Source organism: Corallococcus exercitus, from assembly GCF_003611585.1.
Classification (GTDB): domain Bacteria; phylum Myxococcota; class Myxococcia; order Myxococcales; family Myxococcaceae; genus Corallococcus; species Corallococcus exercitus.
Window position 1 is genome coordinate 1 of record NZ_RAVW01000093.1, and the last position, 26,718, is coordinate 26,718.

At 70.6% G+C, this 26,718-nt stretch carries 25 protein-coding genes; 10 read left to right on the forward strand and 15 right to left on the reverse strand.

Annotated elements, in window-relative coordinates; genetic code table 11:
• The 4 genes from D7W79_RS14110 to D7W79_RS14125 form a co-directional block, all read right to left on the reverse strand.
• Positions 1–369: alpha/beta fold hydrolase (locus tag D7W79_RS14110; protein WP_120525914.1), on the reverse strand; the 369-nt coding region annotated here is incomplete at its 3' end.
• 15 nt (positions 370–384) lie between these two features.
• The gene (locus D7W79_RS14115; RefSeq protein WP_120525895.1) at positions 385–1,944 is read right to left on the reverse strand and encodes a mucoidy inhibitor MuiA family protein; all 1,560 of its coding nucleotides are present in this window, start codon (positions 1,942–1,944) and stop codon (positions 385–387) included.
• A complete protein-coding gene (locus D7W79_RS14120; RefSeq protein ID WP_120525896.1) occupies positions 1,944–4,196 on the reverse strand; it encodes a DUF4139 domain-containing protein in 2,253 nt (750 codons plus the stop codon). The genes D7W79_RS14115 and D7W79_RS14120 overlap by 1 nt, the downstream gene beginning before the upstream one ends.
• Positions 4,197–4,322: 126 nt before the next feature.
• Positions 4,323–5,243, reverse strand: coding sequence for a hypothetical protein (locus tag D7W79_RS14125; protein WP_120525915.1), 921 nt, complete (start codon positions 5,241–5,243; stop codon positions 4,323–4,325).
• Between the two features lie 120 nt (positions 5,244–5,363).
• On the opposite strand from D7W79_RS14125, the gene D7W79_RS14130 reads away from it, so the two are divergent.
• The gene (locus D7W79_RS14130) at positions 5,364–6,356 is read left to right on the forward strand and encodes an alpha/beta fold hydrolase (protein WP_120525897.1); all 993 of its coding nucleotides are present in this window, start codon (positions 5,364–5,366) and stop codon (positions 6,354–6,356) included.
• 110 nt (positions 6,357–6,466) lie between these two features.
• Positions 6,467–7,672: an extracellular solute-binding protein gene (locus D7W79_RS14135; RefSeq protein WP_120525898.1), complete on the forward strand. Its 1,206-nt coding sequence runs from the start codon at positions 6,467–6,469 to the stop codon at positions 7,670–7,672.
• Positions 7,673–7,725: 53 nt separating this feature from the next.
• Here D7W79_RS14135 and D7W79_RS14140 read toward each other — a convergent pair whose 3' ends face one another.
• On the reverse strand, positions 7,726–8,487 hold the full coding sequence (locus D7W79_RS14140) for a hypothetical protein (RefSeq protein ID WP_147441921.1): 762 nt from the start codon (positions 8,485–8,487) through the stop codon (positions 7,726–7,728).
• Positions 8,488–8,560: 73 nt separating this feature from the next.
• Entirely contained in the window at positions 8,561–10,450 is a 1,890-nt protein-coding gene (locus D7W79_RS14145) for an SPFH domain-containing protein (RefSeq protein WP_120525900.1), read from the reverse strand.
• Between the two features lie 143 nt (positions 10,451–10,593).
• On the opposite strand from D7W79_RS14145, the gene D7W79_RS14150 reads away from it, so the two are divergent.
• Both D7W79_RS14150 and D7W79_RS14155 read left to right on the forward strand, forming a co-directional pair.
• Complete coding sequence (locus D7W79_RS14150) at positions 10,594–11,937, forward strand: sigma-54 interaction domain-containing protein (protein WP_120525901.1); 1,344 nt, start codon at positions 10,594–10,596, stop codon at positions 11,935–11,937.
• A 326-nt stretch (positions 11,938–12,263) separates the two neighbouring features.
• Positions 12,264–14,687 (forward strand): sensor histidine kinase, encoded by a 2,424-nt coding sequence (locus D7W79_RS14155; protein ID WP_120525902.1) that lies wholly within the window; start codon positions 12,264–12,266, stop codon positions 14,685–14,687.
• Positions 14,688–14,707: 20 nt separating this feature from the next.
• Here D7W79_RS14155 and D7W79_RS14160 read toward each other — a convergent pair whose 3' ends face one another.
• The 5 genes from D7W79_RS14160 to D7W79_RS14180 form a co-directional block, all read right to left on the reverse strand.
• Positions 14,708–15,253 carry a M15 family metallopeptidase gene (locus tag D7W79_RS14160; protein WP_120525903.1) on the reverse strand — a complete coding sequence of 182 codons (546 nt, stop codon included), beginning with the start codon at positions 15,251–15,253 and terminating at the stop codon, positions 14,708–14,710.
• A gap of 121 nt (positions 15,254–15,374) precedes the next feature.
• Positions 15,375–15,782, reverse strand: a complete 408-nt coding sequence (locus D7W79_RS14165) for an MGMT family protein (RefSeq protein ID WP_120525904.1) — start codon at positions 15,780–15,782, stop codon at positions 15,375–15,377.
• Between the two features lie 97 nt (positions 15,783–15,879).
• A complete protein-coding gene (locus D7W79_RS14170; protein ID WP_208729730.1) occupies positions 15,880–16,320 on the reverse strand; it encodes a cyclophilin-like fold protein in 441 nt (146 codons plus the stop codon).
• Positions 16,320–16,655 (reverse strand): carboxymuconolactone decarboxylase family protein, encoded by a 336-nt coding sequence (locus D7W79_RS14175; RefSeq protein ID WP_120525905.1) that lies wholly within the window; start codon positions 16,653–16,655, stop codon positions 16,320–16,322. Before D7W79_RS14175 ends, D7W79_RS14170 begins: the two co-directional genes overlap by 1 nt.
• Before the next feature lie 222 nt (positions 16,656–16,877).
• A complete protein-coding gene (locus D7W79_RS14180) occupies positions 16,878–18,485 on the reverse strand; it encodes a patatin-like phospholipase family protein (RefSeq protein ID WP_244221771.1) in 1,608 nt (535 codons plus the stop codon).
• A gap of 216 nt (positions 18,486–18,701) precedes the next feature.
• On the opposite strand from D7W79_RS14180, the gene D7W79_RS14185 reads away from it, so the two are divergent.
• A complete protein-coding gene (locus tag D7W79_RS14185; RefSeq protein WP_120525906.1) occupies positions 18,702–19,886 on the forward strand; it encodes a CBM96 family carbohydrate-binding protein in 1,185 nt (394 codons plus the stop codon).
• A 7-nt stretch (positions 19,887–19,893) separates the two neighbouring features.
• Here the strand turns inward: D7W79_RS14185 and D7W79_RS14190 are convergent, their stop codons facing one another.
• Positions 19,894–20,754 carry an alpha/beta fold hydrolase gene (locus D7W79_RS14190; protein WP_244221772.1) on the reverse strand — a complete coding sequence of 287 codons (861 nt, stop codon included), beginning with the start codon at positions 20,752–20,754 and terminating at the stop codon, positions 19,894–19,896.
• Positions 20,755–20,841: 87 nt separating this feature from the next.
• Here D7W79_RS14190 and D7W79_RS14195 point away from each other — a divergent pair, with 87 nt between their 5' ends.
• Both D7W79_RS14195 and D7W79_RS14200 read left to right on the forward strand, forming a co-directional pair.
• Positions 20,842–21,195 carry a hypothetical protein gene (locus D7W79_RS14195; RefSeq protein ID WP_147441922.1) on the forward strand — a complete coding sequence of 118 codons (354 nt, stop codon included), beginning with the start codon at positions 20,842–20,844 and terminating at the stop codon, positions 21,193–21,195.
• The gene (locus tag D7W79_RS14200) at positions 21,192–21,458 is read left to right on the forward strand and encodes a hypothetical protein (protein ID WP_120525909.1); all 267 of its coding nucleotides are present in this window, start codon (positions 21,192–21,194) and stop codon (positions 21,456–21,458) included. The genes D7W79_RS14195 and D7W79_RS14200 overlap by 4 nt, the downstream gene beginning before the upstream one ends.
• Before the next feature lie 54 nt (positions 21,459–21,512).
• Here the strand turns inward: D7W79_RS14200 and D7W79_RS14205 are convergent, their stop codons facing one another.
• The 3 genes from D7W79_RS14205 to dgcN form a co-directional block, all read right to left on the reverse strand.
• A complete protein-coding gene (locus D7W79_RS14205) occupies positions 21,513–23,150 on the reverse strand; it encodes a DUF2339 domain-containing protein (protein ID WP_120525918.1) in 1,638 nt (545 codons plus the stop codon).
• Positions 23,151–23,270: 120 nt separating this feature from the next.
• Complete coding sequence (locus D7W79_RS14210) at positions 23,271–23,999, reverse strand: YebC/PmpR family DNA-binding transcriptional regulator (protein WP_120525910.1); 729 nt, start codon at positions 23,997–23,999, stop codon at positions 23,271–23,273.
• Positions 24,000–24,056: 57 nt separating this feature from the next.
• Positions 24,057–25,070, reverse strand: coding sequence for an N-acetyltransferase DgcN (gene dgcN / locus D7W79_RS14215; protein ID WP_120525911.1), 1,014 nt, complete (start codon positions 25,068–25,070; stop codon positions 24,057–24,059).
• Between the two features lie 115 nt (positions 25,071–25,185).
• Between dgcN and D7W79_RS14220 the strand changes: the two genes are divergently transcribed.
• The 3 genes from D7W79_RS14220 to D7W79_RS14230 form a co-directional block, all read left to right on the forward strand.
• Complete coding sequence (locus D7W79_RS14220; RefSeq protein ID WP_120525912.1) at positions 25,186–25,806, forward strand: hypothetical protein; 621 nt, start codon at positions 25,186–25,188, stop codon at positions 25,804–25,806.
• A 173-nt stretch (positions 25,807–25,979) separates the two neighbouring features.
• Positions 25,980–26,525, forward strand: coding sequence for an RNA polymerase sigma factor (locus D7W79_RS14225; RefSeq protein WP_244221773.1), 546 nt, complete (start codon positions 25,980–25,982; stop codon positions 26,523–26,525).
• Positions 26,522–26,718, forward strand: a 197-nt coding sequence (locus D7W79_RS14230) for an anti-sigma factor family protein (RefSeq protein ID WP_147441923.1), incomplete at its 3' end; no start/stop codon positions are given. The genes D7W79_RS14225 and D7W79_RS14230, both read left to right, overlap by 4 nt.

Consider the following 26,718-nt stretch of genomic DNA (forward strand, 5'->3'; position numbering starts at 1 on the left):
ATCCCACCCGCCCACCACGTAGGACGCCAGCCGCTCCGGCGCGAAGGACGCGAGGCCACACACCGTCCAGCCGCCCATCGAATAGCCCCACGCGTGCGCCCGGTCGATGCAGAGCGTGTCGAGCACCGACAGCACGTCCTCCACCCGGTGCCGCAGCGCGTAGGCCTCCAGGTCGTGCGGCGTGTCGCTCTGGCCATGCCCCAGCGAGTCGAACGTCACCACCGTGTACGCGTCCGTCAGCGCGGGCAGGTAGCCCTTGAGCGACCAGTGCGAGCCCAGCTGGAGCAGGCCGTGCAGCAGGAGCAGGGGAGGGCCGTGGCCCTGGACCTCGTAGTGGATGCGGCGGCCGGACTTCGTCGCGAAGGGCATGGGCGTGGGGGTTGCCTACAGGCCCGCGACCTTCGCGCCTCGGGCCACCGTGAAGCCGAAGGTCACCGTCTGCCGGGAGCGCGGCGGCACGCTCAGTTCGAAGCGCACGATGCCCTCGTCGCTCACCTTCGTGGGCGTGGGCTTCGTGGCGTCCTTGAGCATCGTCACCTCCACCGCCTCCACCTCCGACACCGGCATGCGCTCCTCCACCGCGAGCGCCGTGGGCTTCGCGCCCATGTTGGAGACGAACAGCTTCACCTTCTGCGTGCGCGTGCGCCGGCCGGTGATGCGCGCGACCTCCTCGCCCACGTCCACCTGCCGCGACACGCGCAGCGAGTCCTCGCTGCCGAAGCCCAGCTTCACGCGCTCGTTGCGGCCCGCGAACTTGAGCTGCGCGCGGCCCACGTAGCCATTGGCGCGCACCAGGTCCACCGGCCCCGCGAGCAACACCGCCGGCCCCGTGTTGTCGAAGCGCGCCACCCGGTGCACCAGCGGCGACTGCTCCGGGCAGGCCACCAACTCCGACGTGGCGGGCGCGGTGAAGGAGAACAGCGCCACGCGGTGGGCCTCGCCGTCGGACGGCACCGTGGCCTTGTGCGGCGCGGACAGCGTCACCGGCTCGCCGCCGTCGTCCATGCCGGGCAGCGCGTCCGCGGCCTTCGTCGCTCCCGCTTCACCCGTCTCCTGGAGCGACTCCTCGCGGATGGAGACGTCCACCACCTGCCTCTCGCGCGACGTCTTGTCCCGCAGGGTCAGCCAGTCCTCCGTGAGCCGGGGCGGCGTGGCCCCCAGCGTGGGCCGTGCCGTGGAGAAGGCCAGCGTCACGTCCTTCCACGGCTCGCCGGTGTTCTGCCAGACGACGGCCTCGCACTCCAACGTCACCGTGGACGTCGCCTCCGCGAGCCCCAGCACCGCGCGGTAGGCCGGCCGCCAGGCGGCGCACGGCACCAGGTAGCTGAGCGTCAGCGTCGCCTCGCCGCCGGCCGCGTGGCTCACGTCCAGCTCCGCGCGCACGTCCACCGTGGGCTCCGGCGCTTCCGTGCGCGACAGCACGTCGCGGGTCTCCTGGATGTGCTGCCGCTCCAGGCGCCCCAGGTCCCGGCGGGCCTGCCGCAGTTGATCGTCCGCCGCGGTCTGCTCCTTGCGGACCGTCGCGAGCTGTTCCTTCCACTGCGCCGGATCCGCTTCACCGGCGCCGGTGCGTTCGGAGATGGCGCGCAGGACGTCCTGTCGCGCGGTCTCCAGCAACTCGTGCTTCGCCTCCAGGCGCCGCACCTCCGCCTGGGCGCGCGCCAGCACCTGCTCGCGCTCGAAGGCGCGTCGGGCCAGCTCCGAGTGGTGCTCGCGCAGCGCTTCCGGCAGCACCGCGCGCATCGTGCGGCGCAGGCTGGCCTGGGTCACCGTTCCGCCGGTGAGCTTCGCCTGGAGCGAGCGGTCCACCGCCACCGCCGGCAGCCCGTCCACCACGAGGCGGCAGGGGCCCGGGGGCAGTTGCACCGCGCCGCTGCGCTCGATGAGGGCCCGGTCCTCCAGGACCGTCACCTTGACCAGGGGCAACAGAATGGAAGTGCGCATCACGTCCTCCGGTTCCCGCCGTTCAGCATCTTGCTGGCGGGCAGCTTCACGACCCACGTCGCCTTCATCGAACGCTTCTCTCCGGCGGGGACGCTCACACGCCACACCCGCTCGCCCTCCACCACCTCTTCACCCGGCAGGGGCGTGGGCTTCTGCCAGGGCGGCACCACCTCCGCCTCCTCCACCTTGAGGTCCTTCTGGGATTCGGGGACCGCGCCAATGCGCTCGGAGATGGCGATGCTCGCGGGGCGCGACAGGTGGTTGGCCACCTCCACGGAGACGTGGTGCGTGAGCACGGTGCTGTTGCCGAACATGCCGCCCGTGGCCTCCTCGAAGCGGGTGTTGCGCGCCACCTGGAGCGCCTCCTCCACGCCCAGGCCCAGCCGCTGCGTCTCGCCCGGCCCCAGCGTGGGCAGCGGGGACGTCATCAGGAACTCATCTCCGAGCGTCACGTCCACCGGCCCCGCGAGCAGCGGATGCGGCGAGGCATTGTCCAGGCGCACCGTGCGGAAGACGCGTGGTTCCACCGAGGGCACGCACACGTACTCGGCCCGCAGCTCCAGGGGCACCGTCAGCATGGGCACGGTGTGCCAGGCGCCATCGGACGGCACGTCCGCGACGGCCTCCGCGTCGAAGCGCGCATCGAAGTGCCGGGCGGAGTCGCGCGGCGGCACGGACCAGGTGGGGGGCGCCACGGTGTTCACGGACTCGGCGAAGACGAAGGCCTGGGCCTCCAGGCGCACGACTTCCACCTGCACGTTGACGGAGGTGAAGGACAGCATCGCCTGCGACACGAGCGTGGGACGCGGACGCAGCCGGCCGCGCTGCGCGGGGGAGGCCGCGGGGGCCAGCGTCAGCGAGTCGTAGTCGAACAGGTTGTCCGCCGGCTCCAGGCCGGCCGCACGGCGAAGCTCGTCGACGCCTCCCTCTTCGTCCGCCGACAACATGTCCGCCATCGGGGCGTCATCGAAGCTCTCCTCCATGACCGCGCGCTTCTTGTTGCGCATGCGATCCATGCCTCCGCCGCCTCCGGCCGACGCCGGTGCGGACACGCTTGGCGGCGCGGCGGCGACCGCGCCGGTGACGCTGCGGCGGGGGGAGGGACGGGAACCGCCGAGGAAGGCTCCCGAGGACTTCGGTGCCGCCATGGGGGCAGGCGGAGGAGGACGGGACACGCTCGGCGCACCTCCTGGCGCGCCTCCGAACGTGGCCATCTCCTTGTAGGACTCCTGCTCCTCGTCGCCGTCGTCAGCGGCTTCCGGGGCGGGTTCCTCGTACCGCGGGGCCATGGGCGCTTGGGGCTTCTGAAGCACTGGCGGCGGGGGAACCACGTGCAGGGCGTCGTAGCCCGCGAACAGCTCCTCCAGGCCCGGCGCGGGTTCGCGCCACCCCGAGCGCGCGGGCGGCGGCTGGCTGCGGCCGATGCGCAGCGACTTCAGCTCCGGCACCTCCGCGCGCCGCTCCAGGCTCGCGGTGGAGACGGCAAGCCGCACTCCCGTCCAGTCCTCGCCGGTCCGCTGGATGACCGCGGCGCGCATGCGCAGCGTGCCTTCCTCCAGCGTGCGCGGCAGGCGCAGGTCATAGGTGGGCACCCAGCGCGCGCCGGCCACCGCGTACTCCAGCACCAGCCGTGCATCGGCCTGCGCCGCGATGGGGCCGGACAGCGTCAGCAGCGCCGCGCGGAACAGCCGGGCCCGGTCCACGCTGCGCGCGGAGGACAGCTCCTGCACGCGGCGGCGGCGCAGCTCCAGCTCGTTCGTGGCGTCGCGGTGCTGGCGCTCCAGGTCCAGCTCCTGGGCCTGCAGCTCCGCCAGTTCCGAGTCCACGAAGCCGGTGAGCGACAGCATCGCCGCCAGTGGTGCCTCGCGCGGGGGATGGCCCTTGCGCTGGGCCGGCCAGGTGGGCGTCAGGCCGCGGAGTGCCGCGATCTCCGAGCGCACCCGCTCCAGCAGGCTGTGCACGGCCGACAGCGCGGCCTCCGCCGCTTCGAGCGAGTGCTGCTCCGCGGGCAGCTCCGACTCCGGCGGCAGCCGCACGTCGAACGTGGGCTTGAGGTCGCGGATGAGGAGGCCCGACGGCCCCTCCACCACCCGGGCGCGCAGCGAGCCCGTGCGCAACGCCAGGGGCAGGCCGTCCACGCGGACCTGGCCGGGCAGGTGCCCGTTCTCAGGCGAGAGCACGAAGGCGCGTGTGCACAGCGCGCCCTCGGCGTGAACGGTGACGGATTCCAGGACGGACGGTACGACGCGCATGGGCCCCCTCTTCCGCAGAGAGGGCCGCACGCTACCCCGAGGCCCTCATGCATTGCGACCGCGAGCAGGGGGAGGAAGGCGCTTCACGGCGCGGATCACGCACCGCGCCGTGGGCACCGGCGGTGGTCAGAACGCGCGGTTCACGGCGTACGCGCAGATCTTGTGCTCGGCCTTGGAGGTGTTCTCGCCGGGGACGCCGTCGATGGGGCCCGTGTAGCCGAACTCGCGGCCCACCGTCTGCACGCGGGTCCAGTAGATGGATCCGGGGATGCCATCGTCCTCGGCGGAGGTGCGTGGGCCGCCGCGCCGGTTCAGCTCGCGCGCGGTGATGCGCACGCGGAGCTTCTCCGTGTTGGGGCCTGTCACGCCGTCAATGGGACCCGTGTAGCCGTAGTCGCGCTGGCCCACCGTCTGGATGCGCTTGTAATAGATTTCACCCGGGATGCCGTCGAACTCGGTGGTCGTCTGCGGCAGGCTGCTGGAGCCGCCGCCCGGCGCCTGGCCTCCGCCCGCGATCTTCCCGCCCGCGTAGTCCATGGACCAGCCCAGGTAGCGCGCGCCCGTCTTCGCCGAGTAGCCGGAGACGCTGTTGACGCCAATCGCATCCCCCCAGGACTGGGAGAGGTTGTACGTGGCCATGAACACCGTGCCGCCGCCACCGTTCAGGTCCGCGCCCACGTGGCCCGCCGACCCGATGTCCCACCAGTGGAAGGCCCCGGTCAGCGCCTTGGACGCATCCATGGAGACGATGCGCGACGCACGGTACGCCTCGATGGCCGTGGGCCGCACGGCGGAGTCCGGAAGCTGCCCGAAGCGCACCATCAGCGACCCGCACCACTGGTTCCACGAACCGCCGTCACGCTTGGGATTGGCGGCGGCGAACGCGCGCGCCCGGTCGTAGATGGGGGAGTTCGCCTCGCCCTCCACCGTGCCAATGGCAGACACGTCCGGCCCGAGCGCCTCCACCTCCGCGCCGCCGCACGCGGCCAGCATCAGGCCCGCGGACACCAGCAGGGCAGGGGACCACGTCATCCAATTCGAGCGCATCATCTGTCTCCAGGGGGGATTCAGCGAAGGACGGAAATTTACGATGAAATCAAGCTTGGCATGATTTGCAGGCTTGAGTCTGTTCCGTTGTCGCAAGGGGTCGTGCAAAGGTTGCCGCCCATGCGAACGTCCTGGCTCCGTCTGTCGTGGGTGCTGCTGCTGTCCGCCTGTGCCACCACGCCGTCCCCGCCGCCGGGCGGCACGGCGGATCCGCTGCACCAGGTGCGGCGGGTGAAGGTGGCGCCGGAGGTCGAGCTGGAGGTGCTCGACTACGGCGGCAAGGGGCCGGCGCTGGTGTTCCTGCCGGGCTTGGGGAGCACCGGTCATGTCTTCGACGTGCTGGCGCCGGAGTTCATCGCCACCCACCACGTCTACGCCTTCACCCGGCGCGGCTTCGGCGCGTCCAGCTGGCCTATCAGCGGTTACGACAGCGCGACGCTGGGGCACGACGTGCTGGCCGCGCTGGATGGGCTGGGGCTGACGAAGGCGACGCTCGCGGGCCATTCGCTCGCGGGGGATGAGCTGAACTGGATGGGCCTGAACCATCCGGAGCGGGTGGAGGCGCTCATCTTCCTGGACGCCACGGACAACAAGGGAGAGATCGCCGCGTTCCTGAAGGACAGTCCGCTGCCGCCGCTGCCGTTCACCGTGCTTGACGGGCAGCCGTCACGCGAGGCGGTGACGGCCCTGCTGGCGCGTGACCTGGGCGGCCCGTTCCCTCCGCACGAGATTGAGCAGGCGTATGAGTTCGACGCCGCCACGGGCGCGTACCTGCGCTATCACCGGCTTCCCGAGTCGACGGAGCAGTGCATCCGGGGCTCGGCCTTGCCGGACTACGCGAAGCTACGGGGACCCGTGCTGGCCATCTCCGACGAGCAGGCCTTCGCGGGATGGGTGGAGTTCCTGTCCCAGGCGGAGAACGTCCCGGCCGACCTGCGCGAGCGCGCCCGGGTCTTCCTGCCAGAATTGCGTCAGCACGAGGCCGCCCAGGACGCGCTGCTCAAGAGCCTGCCGAACTGGAAGCTCGTGACGCTCCCGGGCGCGGGGCACTACCTCTGGCTCACGCGGCATGCGGAGGTCGTCTCCGCGATGCGCGCCTTCCTCGCGCGCTAGGCATCCGCCGTCGAGGACGGCGTGCCTCGCGTCGCGCATCGCCGGACCATGATCCATCCCCGAGCCGTCCGCGCGCCAGCGAGCGTCCCTTCCAAGAGAGGTCACCCGCCATGAATCGCAGAGCCCTGATCTTCCCCGTCGTGCTGGTCCTAAGCGCCTGTTCGGAATCCGATCCCGACCCCACTCCCAGGCGTCCGCTGAAGGCGGTCCTGTTCCCATACATCCCTGACTCCGCAGGGGACAATTTCGCCAGCCTGGAGCAGCGGCTGGAGACAGACTTCGAGATGGCCCATCCGGACATCGACCTGGACGTCGTGTTCGACGCCAGCCTGGATGTCTATGACCTGGATGAAGGCGGAGCGCTGAACAAGCTCCTAGGCGCGGAGGCCGGGGCCGCCCAGGTGGTGGAGGTGGACACGCTGCTGCTCGGCTCGCTCGCGACGAAGGGATGGATCCAACCGGTCGCGCTGGAGGCGGGCGTCGTGCATCCCGCGGCCGAGGAGGCTGTCCGCATCGCCGGTCAGAGCTATGGCGTGCCCACCTACCTGTGCACCAACGTCGTCTACTCGCGGACCCCGAACATCCGGTCCGCCACCGACAGCGCCTCGCTTGTTCGCATCCTTCGCGAGGCGGCTCCCGGCAAGCGCCCGCTGGCGACGAACTTCGATGGGAGCTGGACGCTGCCTTCGTCATACATCGATGCGTGGGCGGACACGCACCCGGGGGATGCGCTCGCGAGCGCCATCTCCCTGCCGCTCGACTCACCGACGGTGGGGGCGTTCGCGGAGGTCGTCGACAGCTGCTCGCTCGAAGCGGGCGTCAATCCGTGCCTGGATGGCACCTACGCGGACAACTCGGTGGCGGAAGAGGCCTTCGCCGCAGAGCAGGCCAACGGCTTCATGGGCTACACCGAGCGCCTGTTCTACATCCTCAAGGCCAATCCCTCCATGCCGCTCCCGGAGGTCATCTCGGTTCCGCTGGGCACGGGCTCGGCACCGGCGGTCTTCGTGGATGCGCTGGTGCTCAACGCGAGCTGCACCGGGACGTGCGCGGAGGACGCTCGGGCCTTCACGTCGTTCATGCAGGCCCCCGAGACGCGCAGCCTCATCGCATTCAGTGAAGACGGCCCCGTGGGCACCCGGCCTCGCTACCTGCTTCAGGCCAACCGCGCCTTCTATCAGCAGGAGCCCGCGCGCTCCGACCCCATGTATCAGCAGTACGAAGCCATCCTGGGTGGTGCGCGGCCCTATCCCAACCAGCACTTCCCCGAGAACCGGAAGGCGCTCCAGGCGGCCCTGCTCGAAGACCTTCAGTGATTCAGGACGGGCCCGTAGCGCTTCACGGACATGCATCGGGCTGTGTCTGGTGTTCATCGCAGCAACGCTTCGAGGGTTCCGGCCAAAGGTACGCGTGCGGGGGCTCCCGCCAGCGAGCGATAGAGCGGAGGCAGCGGCTTCTGGGGGAGCAACCGTGGCCGGACCGTGCGCAGTCGTTCCAGCAACAGGGGCCAGCCGGGCGTCTCACGTTCCGTGTCCGCCCGGCGCGCCAGCTCCCGCAGGGCTTCGAGGTCCGGTGTGGACAGCGGTGCTCGCCGGCAGAAGTCGTCCAGACCGCGCGCCAGCTCCAGCACCGCGGCGCCCCGGGGCGGTGGCCCGTCTCCGAACAACGCGCGTGCGACGCCGAGTGCTTCGCCCACCGAGACAGGCACCGGGGCATGGAGCCGGGAGAGCTCGGCCGCCAGCCGCCCACACCCGGCTTCCAGCGCCCGCTGCAGCTCCTCACGGGTCGTGAGCTTCGGGGACTCCTGAAGACAGGCGTCCGCTTGGGACAGCACCAGGACGGCCTCGCGCGTGAGGCTGGCCTTCAACCCTTGCACCTCCGCGAGCACGGCGCGGAGTGCGGGCAGCGTGGCGACGAGCACCTTCGCCTCCACGCCTATTACGCACGCCGCTGCATCCTCTACGGTCACGGGCGTGTCCTCGCCCATCACCGGCCCCAGGACCCGGATCAGCTCATCCCGGAAGCGGAGGTCGACGTCAGCGTCCTCCGCGACAGCCGCTTCGAGCAGCGGGGTGAGGCCGCGCAGCGCACCCGGGCCCGCGCCCCGGGGCAGTGCCCGGAGCGCTTGCACGAGGGTTGTCCTCGCCGCCTCGACCGTTGGATCCGCTGACATCGACTCCGCTCCGCTGATGGATGAACGGTTCTCAGGCCTGCTTGTGGACGTTCTCCACGCCGTTGGCCGACGCCGGCTTCACGGGGCGCTGGAGCACCTGTGGCTTCTGCTCGTTCTGGAGCACCCGCGCCATCAGCGCGCCGAGCAGCCCCTGTCCACCGCCGCCCTCCTGGCCGAGCGCGATCTCCGGCACGAGCTTCACCCCATGCTGCGCCAGCACCGTGGCCAGCTGCACCGCCGTGAAGGCCTGGGCCCCCAGCGCCGCCACACCGGTGCGGTAGGCCTCCGCCTTGGCCTCGCCCACGAGCCGTGTCGCTTCGGCCTCGGCGCTGCCGTGCAGCCGCTTCGATTCGGCCTCCGCCTCCGCGCGCTGCCGCAGGCCGTGCGCCTCCGCGTCCGCGTGCAACCGCGTACGGGCGGCTTCACCCTTGGCCGTCTCCTCGGCCGCGAGCGCGCCCTTCTCGCTGATGGCGACCATCTGCTCGCTGCGCACCACTTCGGGCTGCATGTTCGCCACCGCCGTGGCGCGCTCCAGCTCGCGGCGGCGGACCTGGGCCTCGCGCTGCACCTCGTACGTGCGCTGGAGCTCCTCGGCGATCTTCCGGTCCGTCTGCGTCTTCATCAGCTCCGCGGGCGGCTGGATGTCGCCCACCAGCGTGTCGATGCATTCCACGTCATACGCCCCCAGCGCGCCCCGGATGGCCTCGTATGCCTCGCGCTGGCGGTCGGTGCGCGCGGAGAGGAACTCCAGCACCGTCACCTGCTGCGCGGAGTTGCGGAAGTAGTTGGCCACCGTGGGCTGCAGCACGTGGTCCACCAGGTTCTGCATGGAGCCCACCCGGGAGATGACTCGCGGCGCCTGCTTCATGCTGATGTGGATGATCTGCGACACGTCCAGCATGAAGCTGAAACCGTCCCGCGAGCGCACCGTGATGGGGCTGAGCTTCTCGTCGTACTTGTGCTGCTCGGTGCGCTGCGCCCAGTTGAGGACGATGTTCGTCGTGGGCACCAGCTCCACCTTCATCACCCGCGTGTTGAGCGGGTGCTTGCCCGGGAGCAGCGGCTCGATCCACACGCCCTTGCGGCCGCGCTCCACGAGGTCGCCGTGCGTGAACTCGTCACCCGACACGTCCAGGTGCTCGCGCCCCACGTAGCTGACCACGACGCCCACGTAGCCGATGGGCACCTCCGTCATGGGGATCTGCTCCACGCGCACGAACCAGGGGTTGAGGTTCCACGAGCCTGACAGCAGCACCTGCTCCTGGAGGCCACGGCAGCCGCCCGCGTCCAGGAACTGCTGGGCGCTCTGGAACGAGTCATGGCCTTCCACCGGCACGCCCGCCAGGTCTCCGGCGGGAATGGGACGGCCATCCAGCGTCGTCACGATGCCCACCTTGTCGGGGCCCACGCTGAAGATCTCCAGGTCCTCCACATCCATGTCGAACCGCTCGGCGTTCTCCGGCGTGATGACCGTGAACAGCGCGGGGTTGATGCGGTAGGTACCCGCGGTGAGGAAGGCGAGCTGGCGGCCCTTCTGCCCGCCGCCCTCGAGGAACGCACGCGCATCCTGGAAGCCGTCACAGGCCACCTCGCGGCCGAGGATGCAGCCGGGCGGAATGGGCGCGCCGCCGTTGGCGACGACGAGCGCGATGTGCCCCTGGCGCACCACCACGACCGGGACGCGCGTCACCTTGAAGCGCCAGAACGGGTAGCCGAAGTGCCACCCCGGCGGCAGCAGCTCCGCCTGGTAGCCGGCCTCGCCCTCCAGCGCGACCAGCCGCCCGGGCGGCAGCGGTGCGCCGAACTTCTTGATGATCAGCCCCGACTCGTTCTCGCCAATGACCTGCACGCCGCTGAGCACGTAGAGCGCTCCCATGCCCAGCAGCAACGCGACCCCGGTGAGAACCACGATGTAATCCATGCGGCCCTTCTCCTGCGGCCCGCGCCATTGCGGGTGTGCCCCCTCACTGCACGCCCCCTGCCAGGGCCAAGTGCCTGGAACTGCTGGGGCGGCCGTCGTGCGACGCGATTTGAATCAGGGGCCGTCCGTGTTTGATTCGTGGAATGCGTACGTTCGGGTGGAAGGGCCCGGCTCCCAGGCCGTCGCTCCAGCAGCGTTTGGATGCCGCGGGCTGGAAGGCGGGAGGTGACGGAGCCGGGGTGGTGGTGGTGAGCTCCGCGCGGCCACGGCTTCCTGCCGCGCCGAGGTCCGGGCCATGGATCTGGCTGTGCGAGCAGCCGGTGCCGGTCGATCTGCTCCGGCTCGCGGTGGAGCAGGGGGCAGTGGACGTCATCCGCACGGGCACGGATGACTGGGAGGCGCGGCTCTTGCGCCGGCTGGAGGAGAGCCTCATCGAGATGCCAGCGCCTCGTGTCTCGGGGACGCTCATCGCGCACAGCGCGGCGGCGAAGGCGCTGCTCGGCCAGCTCGCGCAGGCGGCCCACACGTCGATGCCGGTGCTGCTCACGGGGGAGACGGGGACGGGCAAGGAGGTCGCCGCGCGGCTCATCCATGAATGGTCCGAGCGGCGCTCGCGCACCTTCGTGCCCATCAACTGCGCGGCCATTCCCAACGAGCTCATGGAGGGCGAGCTCTTCGGCTACGCGAAGGGGGCCTTCTCCGGCGCCGTGCACGGCTACGACGGCCTGGTGTCCGCGGCGGAAGGCGGCACGGTGTTGCTGGACGAGATCGACGACACGCCGCACGCGCTCCAGTCGAAGCTGCTGCGCGTGCTGGAGGACCGGGTCATCTCGCGCCTCGGCGAGAACGCGTGGCGCAAGGTGGACTTCCGCATCCTGGCGGCGACGAACCGGGACCTGAAGCAGCTCATCGACCGCGGCATGTTTGGCGAGGACCTCTATGAGCGCCTCTCCACGGTGCAGATCCACCTGCCGCCCCTGCGCGAGCGGCAGGAGGACGTGGCGCCGCTCGTGCTCCACTGGCTGGAGCGTTACTACGCCGTGGAGGAGCCCGCTCCCTCCGGCCCGCGCGTCCGCGGCGCCACCCCGGAGGCGCTCGACGTGCTGCGCGCCTATCCGTGGCCCGGCAACATCCGCGAGCTGCGCAACGTCATCTACGGCGCGCTGGTGGCCAAGCGCGCCGGGGACGAGCTGCTCGTGTCGGACCTGCCTCGGCGGCTGTGGCAGCGGGAGCGCGCGAACTCCTCCATGCTGGTCTCCGCGCAAGAGGTGGAGCGCCGTGTGGCGTCGGGAACGATGAACCTGCGCGCGGAGCGGGAGCGGCTGGAGCGTCTGGCACTCCAAGCAGCGCTGCGGCGCGCGGATGGCAATGCCGCGGAGGCCGCGCGCCTGCTGGGTGAAGTCGGCCGGGGCACGGCGAAGGACCCCGGCGGCACGGTGCGCACGATGATGAAACGGCTGGGCGTATCCCCGCGTGGCAGTGCGTGAGTCCCGTGCGGCGGCGGGCGAGGTTTCAGCGCCGCGAACGGAGCGGCAGGGTTGATTGACGCGCTGCGAACGCACCGCCACCCAGGTGGCGAGATGCACCAGCGCGAGCACGGTGAAAGCGCCGCTGAGCGCCAGGTGCACCCTCGTGCAGGAGTTCACGGACCTGGATCCTGGTCTCAGCCGGGAATCCTTTTTTCAACCCGTCAACCCAGATAGCGCGGGGCGCCGGTTCCCCGCGCCTCGGAGGGAGGCGGGCGACGTGTGGCACATGCGCTGGCGAGCCCCCATCGTTGAAGAGGGAGGAGTTCATTCCAGTCACGCGTCCCATGGATCGCCTGCACGACAGCCCAGCGTATCCGACCCCGGGCGCCACGCCGCCAGGGCAGAGCCGTCTCCTGGAGGCCGTCCTCGCCAGCATGGGCGAGGGGCTGATGGTGGCGGATGACCACCAGCACCTTGTGTTCATGAACCCGAAGGCGGAGTTCATCCTGGGCATGGGCCCCACGGACGAGCCCGTCATCCGGTGGCCCGAGCACTACGGGCTCTATCTGCCCGACAAGGTGACGCGCTATCCGTCCGAGCGCCTGCCCATGTTCCGGGCCCTGCGTGGCGAGACCGTCAACCGCGAGGAGGTCTTCCTGCGCAATGCCGAGCGGCCGGCGGGGACCTGGCTGCACGTCAGCTCCAGTCCGGTTCGTGACGAGACCGGCTCGGTGCGGGGCGGCGTCTCCGTCGTCAGCGACATCACCGACCGCAAGGGGGCCGAGGACTCGCTGCGCTCGGCAGGCGAGAAGTACCGCTCGCTCTACAACAACACGCCCGTGATGATGCACTCCATCGACCGGAATGGGCGGCTCATCAGCGTCAGCGACCGCTGGTTGAGCATCCTGGGCTACGAGCGCGCGGAGGTGCTCGGGCACGACTCCGTGGAGTTCCTGACGCCGGAGTCCCGCCGGTTCGCCCGCGAGGTCGTCCTCCCGGAGTACTTCAAGACGGGCGCCTGCTGGAACGTGCCGTACCAGATCGTGAAGAAGGACGGGCAGCCCATCGACGTCCTCCTGTCCGCCATCGCGGAGCGGGATGCCTCCGGCAACGTGGTCCGCTCGCTCGCGGTGCTTATCGACGTGACCGAGCGGAAGCAGGCGGAGGACGCGCTGCAGGAGAGCGAGAAGCGGCTGCGCGCCATCCTGGACAACGCGCCGACGGTGTTCTTCCTGCTGGATACCCAGGAACGGTTCCTGTTCGTGAACCGCGAATGGGAGCGCCTCTTCCACCGCACCCGGGAAGCGGTCGCGGGGAGGACCGTCTTCGATGTCTTCCCCCAGGACATCGCCGAGGCACTGCATCAGGCCAACCGGGACATCTTCAAGGCTGGCGTCTCCGTGGAGCGGGAGGAGCGGCTCGCGCACGACGACGGCATCCACATCCACCTCACGCAGAAGTTCCCGCTCCGCGACGCCACCGGGATGGTCTACGCGCTCTGCGGCATCGCCACCGACATCACCGAGCGCAAGCAGATGGAGGTCTCGCAGCGCTTCCTGGCCGAGGCGAGCCGCGAGCTGGTGACCTCGCTCGACTACGAAACCACGCTCCAGCGTGTCGCGGAGCTGGCGGTGCCCGTGCTGGCGGACCTGTGTGTCGTCTTCGTGCGGACGGAGACGGAGCCCCTGCGGCCCGTGGCGATGGCGGACCGTTCGCCGGCCCGCGGCGCGAGCGTGCGCGAGTTCCTCCAACGCCACCCTCCGGACCCGGCGGCCCCCCACGGTCCGGCCCGGATCCTGTCCACCGGAAGCTCGGAGGCGTCCGAGGCGTCCATGGGGCTGTTGGATCCGGTGGCCCTGGCGGAGGAGCGTTGGGCGGGGGTGCGGACGCTCCAGGGCCGGCCCTCGATTGGGGTGCCCCTCCAGGCGCGAGGCCGCACCCTGGGCGTGCTGTTCCTCGTGTCTCCCGCGCCGGGGCGCACGTATACGGCCGCGGAGCTGGCGCTGACGGAAGAGCTGGGCCGCAGGGCCGCCGTCGCCATCGACAACGCCCAGCTCTACTGCTCGGCGCAGGAGTCCATCCGCGCGCGGGACGAGTTCCTGTCCATTGCCTCCCACGAGCTGAAGACCCCGCTCACCTCCATGCGGCTGCGCGTGCAGCAGCTGGGGTCCGCCGTCACGGCGTCGCGCCCGCTGCCCATGGAGAAGGTGTCGAAGTTGCTGGAGGTCTTCGAATCCCAGCTCCAACGGCTGTCACATCTGGCGGAGCACCTGCTCGATGTCTCCCGCATCAACGAGAAGCGGCTCACCCTGCGCCCGGAGGAGCTGGACCTGGCTGAGTTGGCGAGGGACGTGACGGCCCACCTCGGGGAGCAGTTCCAGAAGTCGGGCTGTGGCTTCGAGCTGGTGGCCCTGGAGCCGGTGCTGGGGAGGTGGGACCGGCTGCGGATGGAGCAGGTGATGCTCCACCTGCTGACCAACGCGATGAAGTATGGCGCGGGGCGGCCCATCCAGATGGAGGTGACGAACCACGCGGGAAGAGCGCGGCTCGTCGTCAAGGACCACGGCATGGGCATTCCCCCCGAGGCCCAGCACCGCATCTTCGAGCGCTTCGAGCGCGCCGCCTCTCGCAACTACGGAGGGCTGGGGCTGGGGCTCTTCATCACGCGCCAGCTGGTCGAAGCGCACGGTGGAACCATCCGCGTCGAAAGCGAGCCGGGGCGCGGCGCGAAGTTCATCGTGGAGCTGCCGCCCCGCGTTCCCTCCTGACAGGGCCCGCGTCCCGGGGGCTAGCTGGCGTCCTGGCGGACCACGGCGGGCGTGGGCCCCACGTTCAGGGGACGGCCCTGGCAGTCCTCGCCGTCCTGGGGCGCGGAGGTGCTCCTGGGCCGGTACTCCCAGTGCCACGCCTCCGACGCCACGGTGCGGCGGAAGCCGAAGCGGCACGCGTTGCCCGCGAGCCAGTCATACGTGGGGGACGCTTCCTCGCTGCCCACGACCAGGTCCACCGCGAGCCCGCGGTTGTGATTGGAGCGGCCCGGCCGCGCGGCCTTGGGCCCCAGCCCCTTGCGGTAGAGGCGCCAGAGGTAGCGCTGTTTTTGATACGAGCGCCACCCGCTGGTCACGAGCAACGGCTGCCCCGCCGCGCGCGCCTCCGCCGCCATGCTTTCGAAGGCAGTGGCCGCATCGCGCTGGAGCCGGTGGCCGCTGTGGATCCGCACCAGGCGCGGCGCCTTCGCCTTGGCCTTGCGGACCTTCACTTCCTTCGCGAACCCGACGGGAGCCAGCAGACAGACCAGGAGCACGAGGCCCCAGCTGAGCAGGGGAGAGGACATTCTTCGGAGGTCCAAGCAGTGGGCGGGGATCCAAGGCTGACGCCTTTGTTCCGCGCTGAAAAGCAGGCGAGCCGCCGAGCGCTTCCACCTCGTGCCCGGATGCTCGGACGCTCCGTGGGCCCTAGAAGAGCTTGAGCTGCGCGTCGGGTACGGGCGCAGGTGCATCCCTGGGCGGCAGCACGCTGAAGCCGTGGGCACGTGCCCAGGCCTCGCTCGGGCCCTTCCAGTGGTGCGCATCCATGCGCACGTGGCCCGCGTCATCGAAGGCGACGCCCTCGGCCTCCAGCAGCTCGCGCTGGCGGTGGCCGGAGGTGCTGATGCCTCCCGTGCGGTTGATGATCCGCTGCCAGGGCACGGCCGCCGCGCGCGACCCCAGCGCCGCCATCGCGTGCCCGACGGTGCGCGCATCACAGCCTCCGCCGACGATGGCGGCGATGTCTCCGTAGGTGGCCACCTGTCCGGAGGGCACCTGTTCGCAGACGACGTAGATGCGCTCGTACGGGTCCTGCGTGTCGGTGGGGGATGCCATCGGGTCTCCGGTCAGGGGATTGACCGAATCCTACTCATGGCATCCGCCGATGCACGCAGAACCCGAGGGGTCCGTCGGCGCCGGAACGCAGGCGCGTCTACTCCGACCGCTCGACCTTCACCTCGAGGGGGCCCGGGGCGCGCAGGGCCTCGACGCCGCTGTCGAGCTTGCCGAGCCGGATGAGCCCCGGCGAGTGGCGGAAGTCCTTGTGGAAGAGGGCCAGGTTTCCCCAGGGCGCGTAGTAGCTGATGTCCCCGGCCGAGGCGGCGGTGCCCGAAGGCGCGCCCGTGGTGGACAGGCGTCGGGGCAGGTCGCTGACCTTCTCGGTGGCCGCGTGGTCCGTGAGCGTCAACGTCAGGGGCAGCAGCGCGGCGAAGTCGCGGGCCGTCGCGTTGTCGAGCAGGGTGGCCGTCAGGACCTTCGCTCCGGCCGTCAGTCGGATCTTCATGGGCTTCTCCTCAACGCGCGCGCGCTGCTGTGCCAGGGAGGGCAGCGCCAGCAGCCCGAGCGCGAGGGCCGCGGTGCGGACCCTCGCCATCACGGCGACGCCTTCCCCAGCAGCTCCTTGGCGCGCGTGATGGCGGACATGGCGTTGGGCCACCCAACGTAGAAGGCCAGGTGGGTGATGAGCTCGACGAGCTCTTCCTGCATCACTCCGTTCTCGATGGCGCGCGGGAAGTGGAAGCCCATCTGCTCCGTCTTCCCGGTCGCGATGAGCGCGGCGCAGGTAGCGAGGCTGCGGTCGCGCTTGGACAGCTGAGGCCGCTCCCAGACGTCTCCGAAGAGCACGTCGTCGGTGAGCTCGGCGAGCTTCGGCGCGAAGTCGCCAAATCCCTTCTGGGCGGCGGTGATGGGTTTCTTGTCATTGCTCATGGTCTGGCTCCTCCTGGGGAAGCTCCGGGCGTGAGGGGGGAGTGCGTCACCCACCCTTCGCGGTCGGTCCTTTCGAGGAGAGATACGTCTGGCGTGCGGGCCGGACCAGCCGCCCCAGCGCGAACGGGCTGTTAAGCCACGCTGGAGAATGCGGCTCCGCGCTCCACCCTGTACGGCAGCCAGGCCATGCTCACCCTTCTGGCCCTGACCTGCCTGAACGACCTAGGCCGCCACGGATTGCCGGTCCTTCGCCGGGGCGCTGGCCGCGTTGAGCACCGCCCACTCCTGGCGCAGGCGCTGGTACAGGGCATTCAGCGGCTGGCCCGGGGCTTCGTACTGCCCGGTGTGGTGCTCCACGAGGTGACGCAGGAGCACGAAGCAGACGGTGGCCGCGCCAGCACCCTCCACGGCGGTGAACTGCGCCGGGTCCGTGAACCAGAGCGTCGTAGGCATCCGGCAGGCCTGCGTGCCCAGGGACACCAGGTGCGCGCCGGGCTTGAGCCAGGGGTGCTTCGCGAAGAGGTTGGGCCGGTCCACCGTGAGCGCGCCGATGAGGTTGGAGACCCTGCGGTCCTTGAACCGCGAGTCCCCATACACCTGACCGAACACCAGCCCGCGCACCCGCTTCATGAACACCTGGGACGTCAGCGCCAGCATGGACGTCACGCGCAGCACCAGCATCTGCGCGAACTCCAGCACCGTGAGCTTCTTGAACGACGGCCAGACGTCCAGGTCCATCTGCCGCTTGAGCAGGGCCATGACGTCCTCCAGGCGGGCGCGGCCCCAGACCAGCGCCGTCGCCACCGACGCGGTCAGCACGCCGGGGATGAGATAGAGGAAGTAGTCCCGGGGTTCCCAGTTCCCGTCGCGAGCGGTCTCGAACCCGCGCCACGCCAGGATGGCGGCGGAGAGCAGCGTGAGGAGGAAGAGGCCGTAGGCCATCCAGGAGACCCCGTTGAGCGTCACCCAGCCGCGCTTCGTCGGGTTCTCGGGGACGTTGTACATCTCCGGGCTCTGGACGCTGACGTCGGAGATGAGCAGCGTGGGCGGCGGCTCCGAGCGGGTGTACGCGAGCAGCAGGCTGTCGATGCCCTGGTTGTCATAGATGCCGCCGTCCATCAGCGGCAGGCCGTTCTGGAAGCCCGGCCCCAGCGCCCCCAGCGCGGTGTCGAGCGGGTAGCCCTGGGGCCAGTGGAACTGCTGCGGGAAGACCAGCGGCTCGAAGCCGCCCGGGAAGCAGGACGACGCGGCCGCGACGTCCGCCAGCCGCACGTGCTGCGCCACGGGGCGCGGCAGCCGGTAGCTGTTGTTGCCGAGGAGGGTGTTCGGGTTGCTGCTGCGCCGGAAGCGGAAGTCCAGGCCCGAGTGGAACTCGGTGGTGTTGAAGATGGCCTCCTGGAGCTGGAGCCCGCCCGCGTCCAGGACCTCGCCGAAGCGCCGGTCCCCGAGGAAGTCGGGCCGGGCATACACGTCCGCGGCGGACCGGATGAGGCTGGCCCACGCATGGCTGCCGTGGTCGCGGTTGGAGGTCAGCCCGGTCAGCGCCTCGGCAATCACATTCGTCCGCAGCAGATACGCGGAGAACGTCTCGTGAAACGCCTTGAATGGCTTGCCGTCCAGCTGGCTCACCACCCAGGCCAGGCCCGTGAGCGTTCCTCCGGACACCGTGGACAGGCCCACGACATCCGACAGGAGTCCCACGGTGTCGAGAAACCGCAGCGTCCCCAGGTGGAACGCCGCCGCGCGATAACCGCCTCCGGACAAGGACAGCGCGAGGGGCCCGAGCGGACCGTGTTTCTTCGAGACAGGGGAGGGCGTGTCTTGGCTCATGGGCTGGCGGATGCGGTGGAGAGGACCGCGAGAGCTTAGGCCAGATTGACCAAAGTCCGTTCCCCTGCTGGGTCGCCTGGATGCCCTGGTGTTGTACGCGAATGTCCCATCACGCACCGGAGCTTCCCCTCGCGCCCTCCGTCCCGGAGGCCGGATGAGACGTTGTGTCATGGGCACACGGGATGCACTTCGCGCGGGTACATCCTGGGGGTGCGTATGTCGCTGAAGTGCGCAGGGAGCGCGGCGGGCCTGGGCCTGCTGCTGTTGGCGGGGACGGGTTGTGGGCCACAAGGGGAGGGGGCAGGCGACCTGGACGCGCTGGAGCTCGCGGACGAGGAGGTGGCCCCGATGCCCGAGGGGCAACAGGCCTCCGCCCTGTCACCGGGCCGGACGAACTCCGCCCACCCGAGCGCCGATGCGCGGACGGACGCGAGCTCGGAGCATACGAACTACGGCGACACCACGCGGCTGCGCGCGGACGCCTCGCCCGCATCCGAGTCCTTCCTGCGCTTCGACTTCGTGGGACTGGGCGCCCCGGTGAACAACGCGAAGCTGCGCCTGTACGCGACCACCGGTTCCAAGAGCACGCTGACCGCGTGGCCCGTCTCCAACACCTGGACCGAATCCACCATCACCTGGGACAACCGCCCCCTGTATGACGGCGGGCCGGTGCTCCACACGTCCATCCCGGTGGAGGACGAGTCGTGGGTGGAGCTGGACGCCACGGAGGTGGTGCAGGGGGACGGCACGTACAGCTTCGGCGTGGGAATGGGCTCACCGGACGGCGCGAGCTTCGTGTCTCGCAACAGCACCCTGGAGCAGCTGCGCCCCGTGCTCTTCGTCAACACGGAGCCCGCCAACTGCACCCCCGGCACCCTGGTGGAGAGCTTCGAGGTGAACCACCCGGACCGGGTCTTCTACGTGTCCGAGGCCTCGCCGGACTCGCGCCTGTCCCGCAAGACGTCGCTGTGGGTGGACGCGGACGTGGGGCGTGAGACCTTCCTCAGCTTCATCGTGGACCCGCGTGGACGTGACATCAAACGCGCGGTGCTGGCCTTCAGCTCGCGCGATGACGGCACCCAACACGGGCCCCAGCTCTACAAGGTGGTGCCGGGGACCTGGACGCCGGAGAGCCGCACCTGGAACACGCGTCCCCAGCTGGAGCCCACCCCCATCGCGGAGATGGGTGCCATCCCTCCCTTCACCACGGTGAAGCTGGACGTGACGGAGCTGGTGCGAAGCAGCACCGGGACGCTGGGGGGCAACGGCACGGGGTTCCGGCTGGAGTTCGGCCTGCGCAGCGACTCCTCGGACGGCGTGGAGTTCTACTCGCCCTACGGCGCGTCGGACGCGGTGTGGCCCAGGCTGGCGCTCTACTTCGACAGGCCCTGTCCTCCGTGACGAAGCGCTAGCCGGACCTCGCGACCTGAAGGGAGTCCTCCGCGGCTTCCAGGTGCTCCCGCAGCAGCGCGTTGACGCGCTCCGCGAGGCGCAGCGTGACCCCGTGCGAGGCATGGGGAAGCTCCACGAAGCGCGCGCCCGGGATTCCCACCGCCAGGTCCTGTCCGGCGGTGGGGGGCGCGATGGGGTCGTGTGTCGCGCTCACGACCAGCGTCGGCAGGCCCGCCAGCTCTCGGAGAAAGGGCGTGGCGTCCGCGTTCCCCATGGCCCGGAACTGACGCATGGCCACGGGAGGCTGATCCGCCAGGTCATGGTCGAACAGCTCCGCGAGCTGCTCCGCCAGCGCATCCTTGTCGGCGTGGGCCAGCTCCTCGGGCGCCAGCACCATCCGGAGGAAGGCATGGCGCCGCATGCGCCGCGTGCCGACCTGCGTGCGCAGGCCCATGAGCAGCATTCGCGGCGTGAGCCGGGTGGGCACCGCGCCCGTCGCGAACGTGCACAGGAGCGCGAGGCTGCGCACCCGCTCGCGGGCCCGGTGCGCGAGGTACAGCGCCACCAGCCCTCCCAGCGAGTGCCCCAGGACGTGCGCGCTCTTCCAGCCCTGCGCGTCCATCAGCGCGAGCACGTCCTCTGCCATCAGCTCCACCGTGAGCGCGTCGCCCGCGGGCTGGCTGGCACCGAAGCCCCGGTTGTCCAGGCAGAGACAGCGGAAGCGGGAGGCCAGCCCCTCCACCTGGGGCCGCCAGCCGGTGGCGCCAATGCCTACCCCCTGGATCATCACCACCGGAGGACCGTCGCCCTCCACGAACCAGCTCAGCGTGCAGCCCCGGTGCAAGGTGCTCTGTCGGTGGTAGGCGGCGTGACTCACGGAGGCTCCTGAAGCAAAGAGACACAAGGCGGACCTGCCCCGGGGTGGCTGGCGCTTCGCGTGGGAGTTGGAGCAGGCTCCCAGCCCATGCCAATTCATTTGTCGCATCATCGCAAGGCCGTCCCCGCGGCACTCTTCTGCGCGGGACTCGCGCTGGGCTGGCCCCTGTTCGCGGGGGCGAAGCTCCAGGGTGGGGTGTGTGATCCGCTGAATGATGAAGCCGAAGGCGTCCGGCTGCGGCTCGTGTCGGCCACGGCGGATGGCGTTTCCATCATCCCCGCGCAGGGCCCGGGCCCCATTGGCGCCGTCTACAGCGTGTGGGCCGTGCGGCCGCGGGAGGGAGCGCCCAACGAGTTCGCGAAGGCCACGCTCTTCGAGGCCGAGCCGACGGAAGGCACGGGAGAGCTGTACCGCAACCTCACCCTCGCGAGGCAGCCATGAGAAGGCTCGGCATCGTGCTCGCGGGCATGCTGACGAGTGCCCTGGCCTCCTCGCTGCTGACGGCCTGTTGTCCGGACCGCCCCCCGCGCGTGGTCTTCCTGCTTCCCTTTGGGAGCTACCGGGCGACCACACCCACGGCGGACACGAACTACCGCCTCGTCCTGTCCGAGGATGGCCTCACCGTGGTGGAGACCTTCGAGCGTGGGGGCAAGGCCTACCGGCAGGAGTACCGCGTGACGGAGCGGCTGGAGACCGACATCTGAGAGGCCGCGCCCGTCAGGGGCTGGTGGCGCCGCGGATGCTCGCGACGTCTGTCTTCACCCGCGCCGGTCGCGCAGCCGGGTGTATGTGTATGAGACGAGCAGCAGCATGACGCCCAGCAGGATGAACGTGACCACGCGTTGATCCGGCGGCAGCTTCGCCACGTCCACCAGCACCAGCCGACCCAGGGCGAGCCCCAGCACCGCGAGCGCGGCCAGCCGGTACCAGCGCTCGCGCACCGCGAAGCCCACGCCGAAGAGCAGGAACGCGGCGATGACCCAGCCCAGCGTGACGAGCCCCTCGGGCATCCGCGCGCCCACCAGCGCCACCAGGGACAGCCCCGCGCCCACCGCGCAGATGGCGGTGAAGAGCGTCCGGGCCTCGGGCTCGGGCAGGCCCGCGACGCGCACCGTCCCGCCGCGCTCCACCAGCACGAACGCCACCACCAGCCCGGCGAGCAGCGTCAGCCGCCCCGGCGTCTCCCATTCACACGCGCCCAGCGCCACGTAGAGGATGAGCACGCCCACGCCGCGCAGCACCGGGGACGCCACCCCCCGCGCGGCCAGGCCCGCGACGAGCCCCGTCACCGTCCAGGCCGCCACCAGCGCGACGTCGTCGTAGCGCGCGGGCATGGCCAGCGCGAGCGTCACCGCGGTCAGCGCGAGGTACGCGTGCGTCAGCGCCACGGGTGCACGCTGGAGCCGCGACACGGCCGCCCCCGCGCCATGCGCCAGCGCGACGACGAGCAGGAACGTGAAGAGGCCCGAGTCCTGCTCCTGGGAGACCTCATACGCGCCCAGCGACGTCAGGCCCGCCCAGTTGAGCAGCGTGAACGCGAGGCTCGCGCGCACGAGCAGGTCGCGCGGACGGACGAGCAGCGCCACGGAGAACAACAGGAAGTAGAGCGCGAGGAAGCCCAGGCTCAACACCAGCCGGTCGTGCTCGGGAGCGCCGGGGGCCATGTGTCCCGTGCGCACCGCCCAGACGACGTGCGTGCTGTACACGGCCACCAGGCTGGACATGGGCACGATGACCCAGCGGTTGCGCACCAGGAAGAACAGCGCGCCCGCCGCGAGCAGCGTGGTGGACAAGAGCGTGAACGCGGTGATGTCGCTGAGCATCCCCGTGTGCAGCCCCAGGAACAGCGCGATGCCCGCCACCGTCTCCGACTGCATCCGGTGCGCGATGGTGACGATGGCCACCACGAACCCCGCCAGCAGCACCAGCGCCAGCACCTCGCTGTCGATGACCCGCACCGCCGGGATGAAGTGCAGCGCGTAGGTGACGAAGTACGCGAGCGCCAGGCCCCCGCCGAAGACGATGCGGCCGAACAGCTGGTGCCGCCGCGCCAGCCACAGCCCGAACGCGCCCAGCCCCGCGCTGAGCAGGTAGCCCGCACCCACGCGCGCCAGCACCCCCAGCTCCCCGAAGTGGTAGGTGATGAGGTACGCGATGCCGATGATGAGCGCCACGATGCCCAGGCGGCTCAGCCAGTAGGTGCCGACATGCGCCTCCAGGTCCCGCTGCTCGGGCGCGGCCACCGGCGGCGTGACGGAGGGAAGCGTGGGCGCGGACACGGGGCGCGGCGCCTCCCGGGCCTCCAGGCTCGCGAGCCGCGTCTCCAGGGCCGCGACCGTCGCCTCCAGCCGCTTCACCGCGTCCCGCAGGTCCTGCCCTTCACCCTCGCCCGACATGGACTTCCCCTCGTGCGCCAACGCGCTTCCCGGCCCGGAGTCTCTTCAATCACAGACGCGGCGTGGCTCCGGCCCCCGGCGGAGGCGCACGGGGGACGGATGCCAGGACTTCCAGGTGCTTCAGGCGAGGTTGTGGAAGACGTGCTGCACGTCGTCGTCCTGCTCCAGCATGTCCACCAGCTTGAGCACCTCCGTGGCCTGCTCCTCGGGCAGCTCCTTGAGGGTGCCGGGCAGGGGGATGTACTCGGACTGCGTGGACACGGGCGCGATGCCCTTGGCTTCAATCGCGGACATGAGCTTGCCGAAGTCCGCGAACTTGCAGCGAAGGAGCAGCTGCTTCTCGCCCTTCTCGCCGGTGGTCTCGCCCATCTCCTCCAGGCCGTGGTCGATGAGCTCCAGCTCCAGTTCCTCCGCGTTCACGCCCTCGGCGTCCAGGCGGATGGCGCCCATGTGCTCGAAGAGGCGGGACACGCTGCCCGCCGTGCCCATGCTCCCGCCCAGCTTGGTGAAGGGGAAGCGGACGTTGGCCACGGTGCGCGTGACGTTGTCCGTCGCGGCCTCCACCAGGATGCCCACGCCGTGGGGCGCGTAGCCTTCGTAGAGGAGGATTTGGTAGTCGGCCTGGTCCTGACCACTGGCGCGCTTGATGGCGGCGTCCACGTTGGTCTTGGGCATGTTCGCCGCGCGGGCGTTCTGCACGGCCCGGCGCAGCGCGGGGTTCGATTCGATGTTCGGCCCGCCCGCCTTCACCGCGATCACGATGTCCTTCGTGATGCGCGTGAAGACCTTCGCCATCTTGTTCCAGCGGGCGAACATCGTCGCCTTGCGTGTCTCGAAAATGCGTCCCATGGTGTCCTCAATATACCGTGACCCGCTCCGGTGGAGAGGGTTTCGCGGAAGGGTGTGTCACCCGCGCGGGAAGCGGCTCGCCAGCGCGTCGGCCAGGGGGCCCGCGCCCGTGCGCACCGGGTCCACGCAGGGCAGGCCATGCGCCCGGCCCGTGGCCTCCAGCAGCGCCAGGGCCTCGTCCTCGCGCAGGTGTTCGGTGTTGATGGCGATGCCCGTGCACTGGATGGCCGGGTTCGTCAGCCGGCCCTCCAGCACCGTGCGGTCGATGACGTCCTGGATGGACGGCAGCGGGTGCCGCACGCCCCGCATGCGCGTGCGCGTGGGCTCGTGGCAGACGATGAAGGCGTCCGGCTGCGCGCCGTGCAGCAGGCCCAGCGTGACGCCCGCGAAGGAGGGGTGGAACAGCGACCCCTGGCCCTCCACCACGTCCCAGTGGTCCGGGTCGTTCGCGGGCGTGAGCCACTCCGCCGCGCCGGAGACGAAGTCGGACACCACGGCGTCCAGCGCCACGCCGCGCCCGGAGATGAGGATGCCCGTCTGCCCGGTGGCCCGGAAGTCCGCCTTCCAGCCGCGCTGGCGCAGCTCCTTCTCCAGCGCCAGCGCCGTGTACTTCTTGCCCACCGCGCAGTCGGTGCCCACGGTCAGCACGCGCAGGCCGGGCCGCATCGTGCCCTGGCCCGTGGCGAAGTCCCGGTCCGGGAAGCGCACGTCGTGCAGCTTGCGCCCGTGCTTCGCCGCCGCGGCGGCCACGGCGGGGAAGGAGGACAGCCGCTTGTGCAGCCCGGTGGCCACGTCCAGCCCGGCCTCCAGCGCCCGCACCAGCGTGTCCACCCACGTGTCCGCCAGCACGCCGCCCGGGTTCACCACGCCCACCACCAGCGTGCGCGCGCCCTTCGCCTTCGCCTGGGCAAGGTCCATGTCCGGCAGGCCACAGTCCGCCACGCAGCCCGGGAGGCGCAGCTGACCCACGCACCACTCGGGCCGCCAGTCCACGATGCCGTGGGCCGTCTTGGCCGCGAGCTGATCCTTCACGTCCCCCAGGAACAGCAGGTAGGGCTTGTCGATGTCCACGCGCGGTGCCTTAGCACGGCCGAAAAACGGCGTGGAAATGGCGCGGGGGAATAAGCGCGACACCGGACGTAACAGGGTGGAGCCCGGCCACGGGCGCCTTCTTCCGGAGTCACCCATGCGCTTCATTCCTTCCGCCGCCTTCGTGTTCGCCGCCTCGCTCGCCACCGCCTGTGGCGGCCCCCTCGAGGAGGAGGCCCCTGGCGCCGAAGTCGTGGACGAGTCCCTCGCCAGCCAGGAGCAGGGCGTCGACGAGTCCTGCGTGGGCTCGAGCGTGGTGCTGGCGCAGCCGGACGGCGCCTCGGTCAATGCCGTCTTCCCCCACTGCTCGTACGGGGACGCGGCGGCGGCCTCCAACGACGGCACCTATGATCAGCCGTCCTGTGCCCACCGCTTCGTGACGGAGGTCACCGGCCTGTACGGCAACTTCGCCCAGCCGTTCGTGGAGGTCATCCCCGCGTCGAGCAACGTCACGGAGAGCGCCTGCAAGGGCCTGGCGATCACCGGCGCCGCGTTCGGCTACGCGAACGGCTACTGGTATTCGCTGGGCTCGGTGAGCACCACCGGCACCTGGTACCCGGCGGGTCCCTTCTTCCCGGCGTTCTGCGGGCTGCGCGTCAACATCGGCTCGGGCGGGTCCGGCTACAGCAAGATGCGCGTCACGGGCCTCGGGGCGGCGCTGGGCGTCTTCAAGGCCCGGGTGCGCACGGGCGTTCGCATCGGCAACGGCCCCTGCTAGCCCTCCGGGCCGCCGTCCGGGGTGTCCCACCTGTCGGGTGGGAAGCGCTGGGGAGGGTGTCGACAGACTTCGCGGGAGGGGCGGCTCCTGCTAGGAACGCCCCTGTGGTGTTCCGCCCGCGATCGCCCCGCGTCGCCCCCCGGCCCGGGGAGTCCTCCGCATCCGACACGGAGGTGCCTTCGGCTTCCCGTGAGGACGCCGCGGAGTTCCAGGCGCTCATCGCGCAGTGCGCGCCGGCATTGGAGGCGCGGGCCCGCATTCTGTGCCGGGGCCGCAACCCGGCGGACGCGAAGGACCTGTTGCAGGAGACCTACGAGCGCGCCTTCCGCGCGTTCCATACGTATGACCGGTCCGCGCCTCCCATGGCGTGGCTGGCGTCCATCCTCGTTCGACGCTTCCTCGACTGGTGCCGGCACGACCGGCGCCACCCCCAGGAGGAGTTCACCGACACGATGGGGGACACCCTGGCGGAGGCCGAAGCCGCCCCGGAGACATGGGCGCGCTACACGTTGGACGACGTGTGGCAGGCGGTGGAACAGCTTCCCCCGGAGCTGCGCGAGGTGGTCCGCATGAAGGACATGGAGCGACAGAGCTACGCGGAGATCGGCCGACGGCTCGGCATCCCGTCCATGACGGTGGGCACCCGCCTGTTCCGGGCGCGCAAGAAGCTCAAGGAACTGCTGCTGGCCCGGGAAGGAACCGCGGGGGGCCCGGCGTGAGCGTTTCATGTGAACAGCTCGCCGCCTTCGTGGACGGAGAGCTTGCGCCCGAGGAGGCCGAGGCCTTCCAGGCCCACCTCGCGGACTGCGCGGAGTGCCAGGCCGCCCTGGAGGACCAGGTGCAGGCGAGCCTCCTCGTTCAGGCCGCCGCGGACGCACGCGCGGAGGCCGGGCCCGGCGCTCAGGCCGGGGG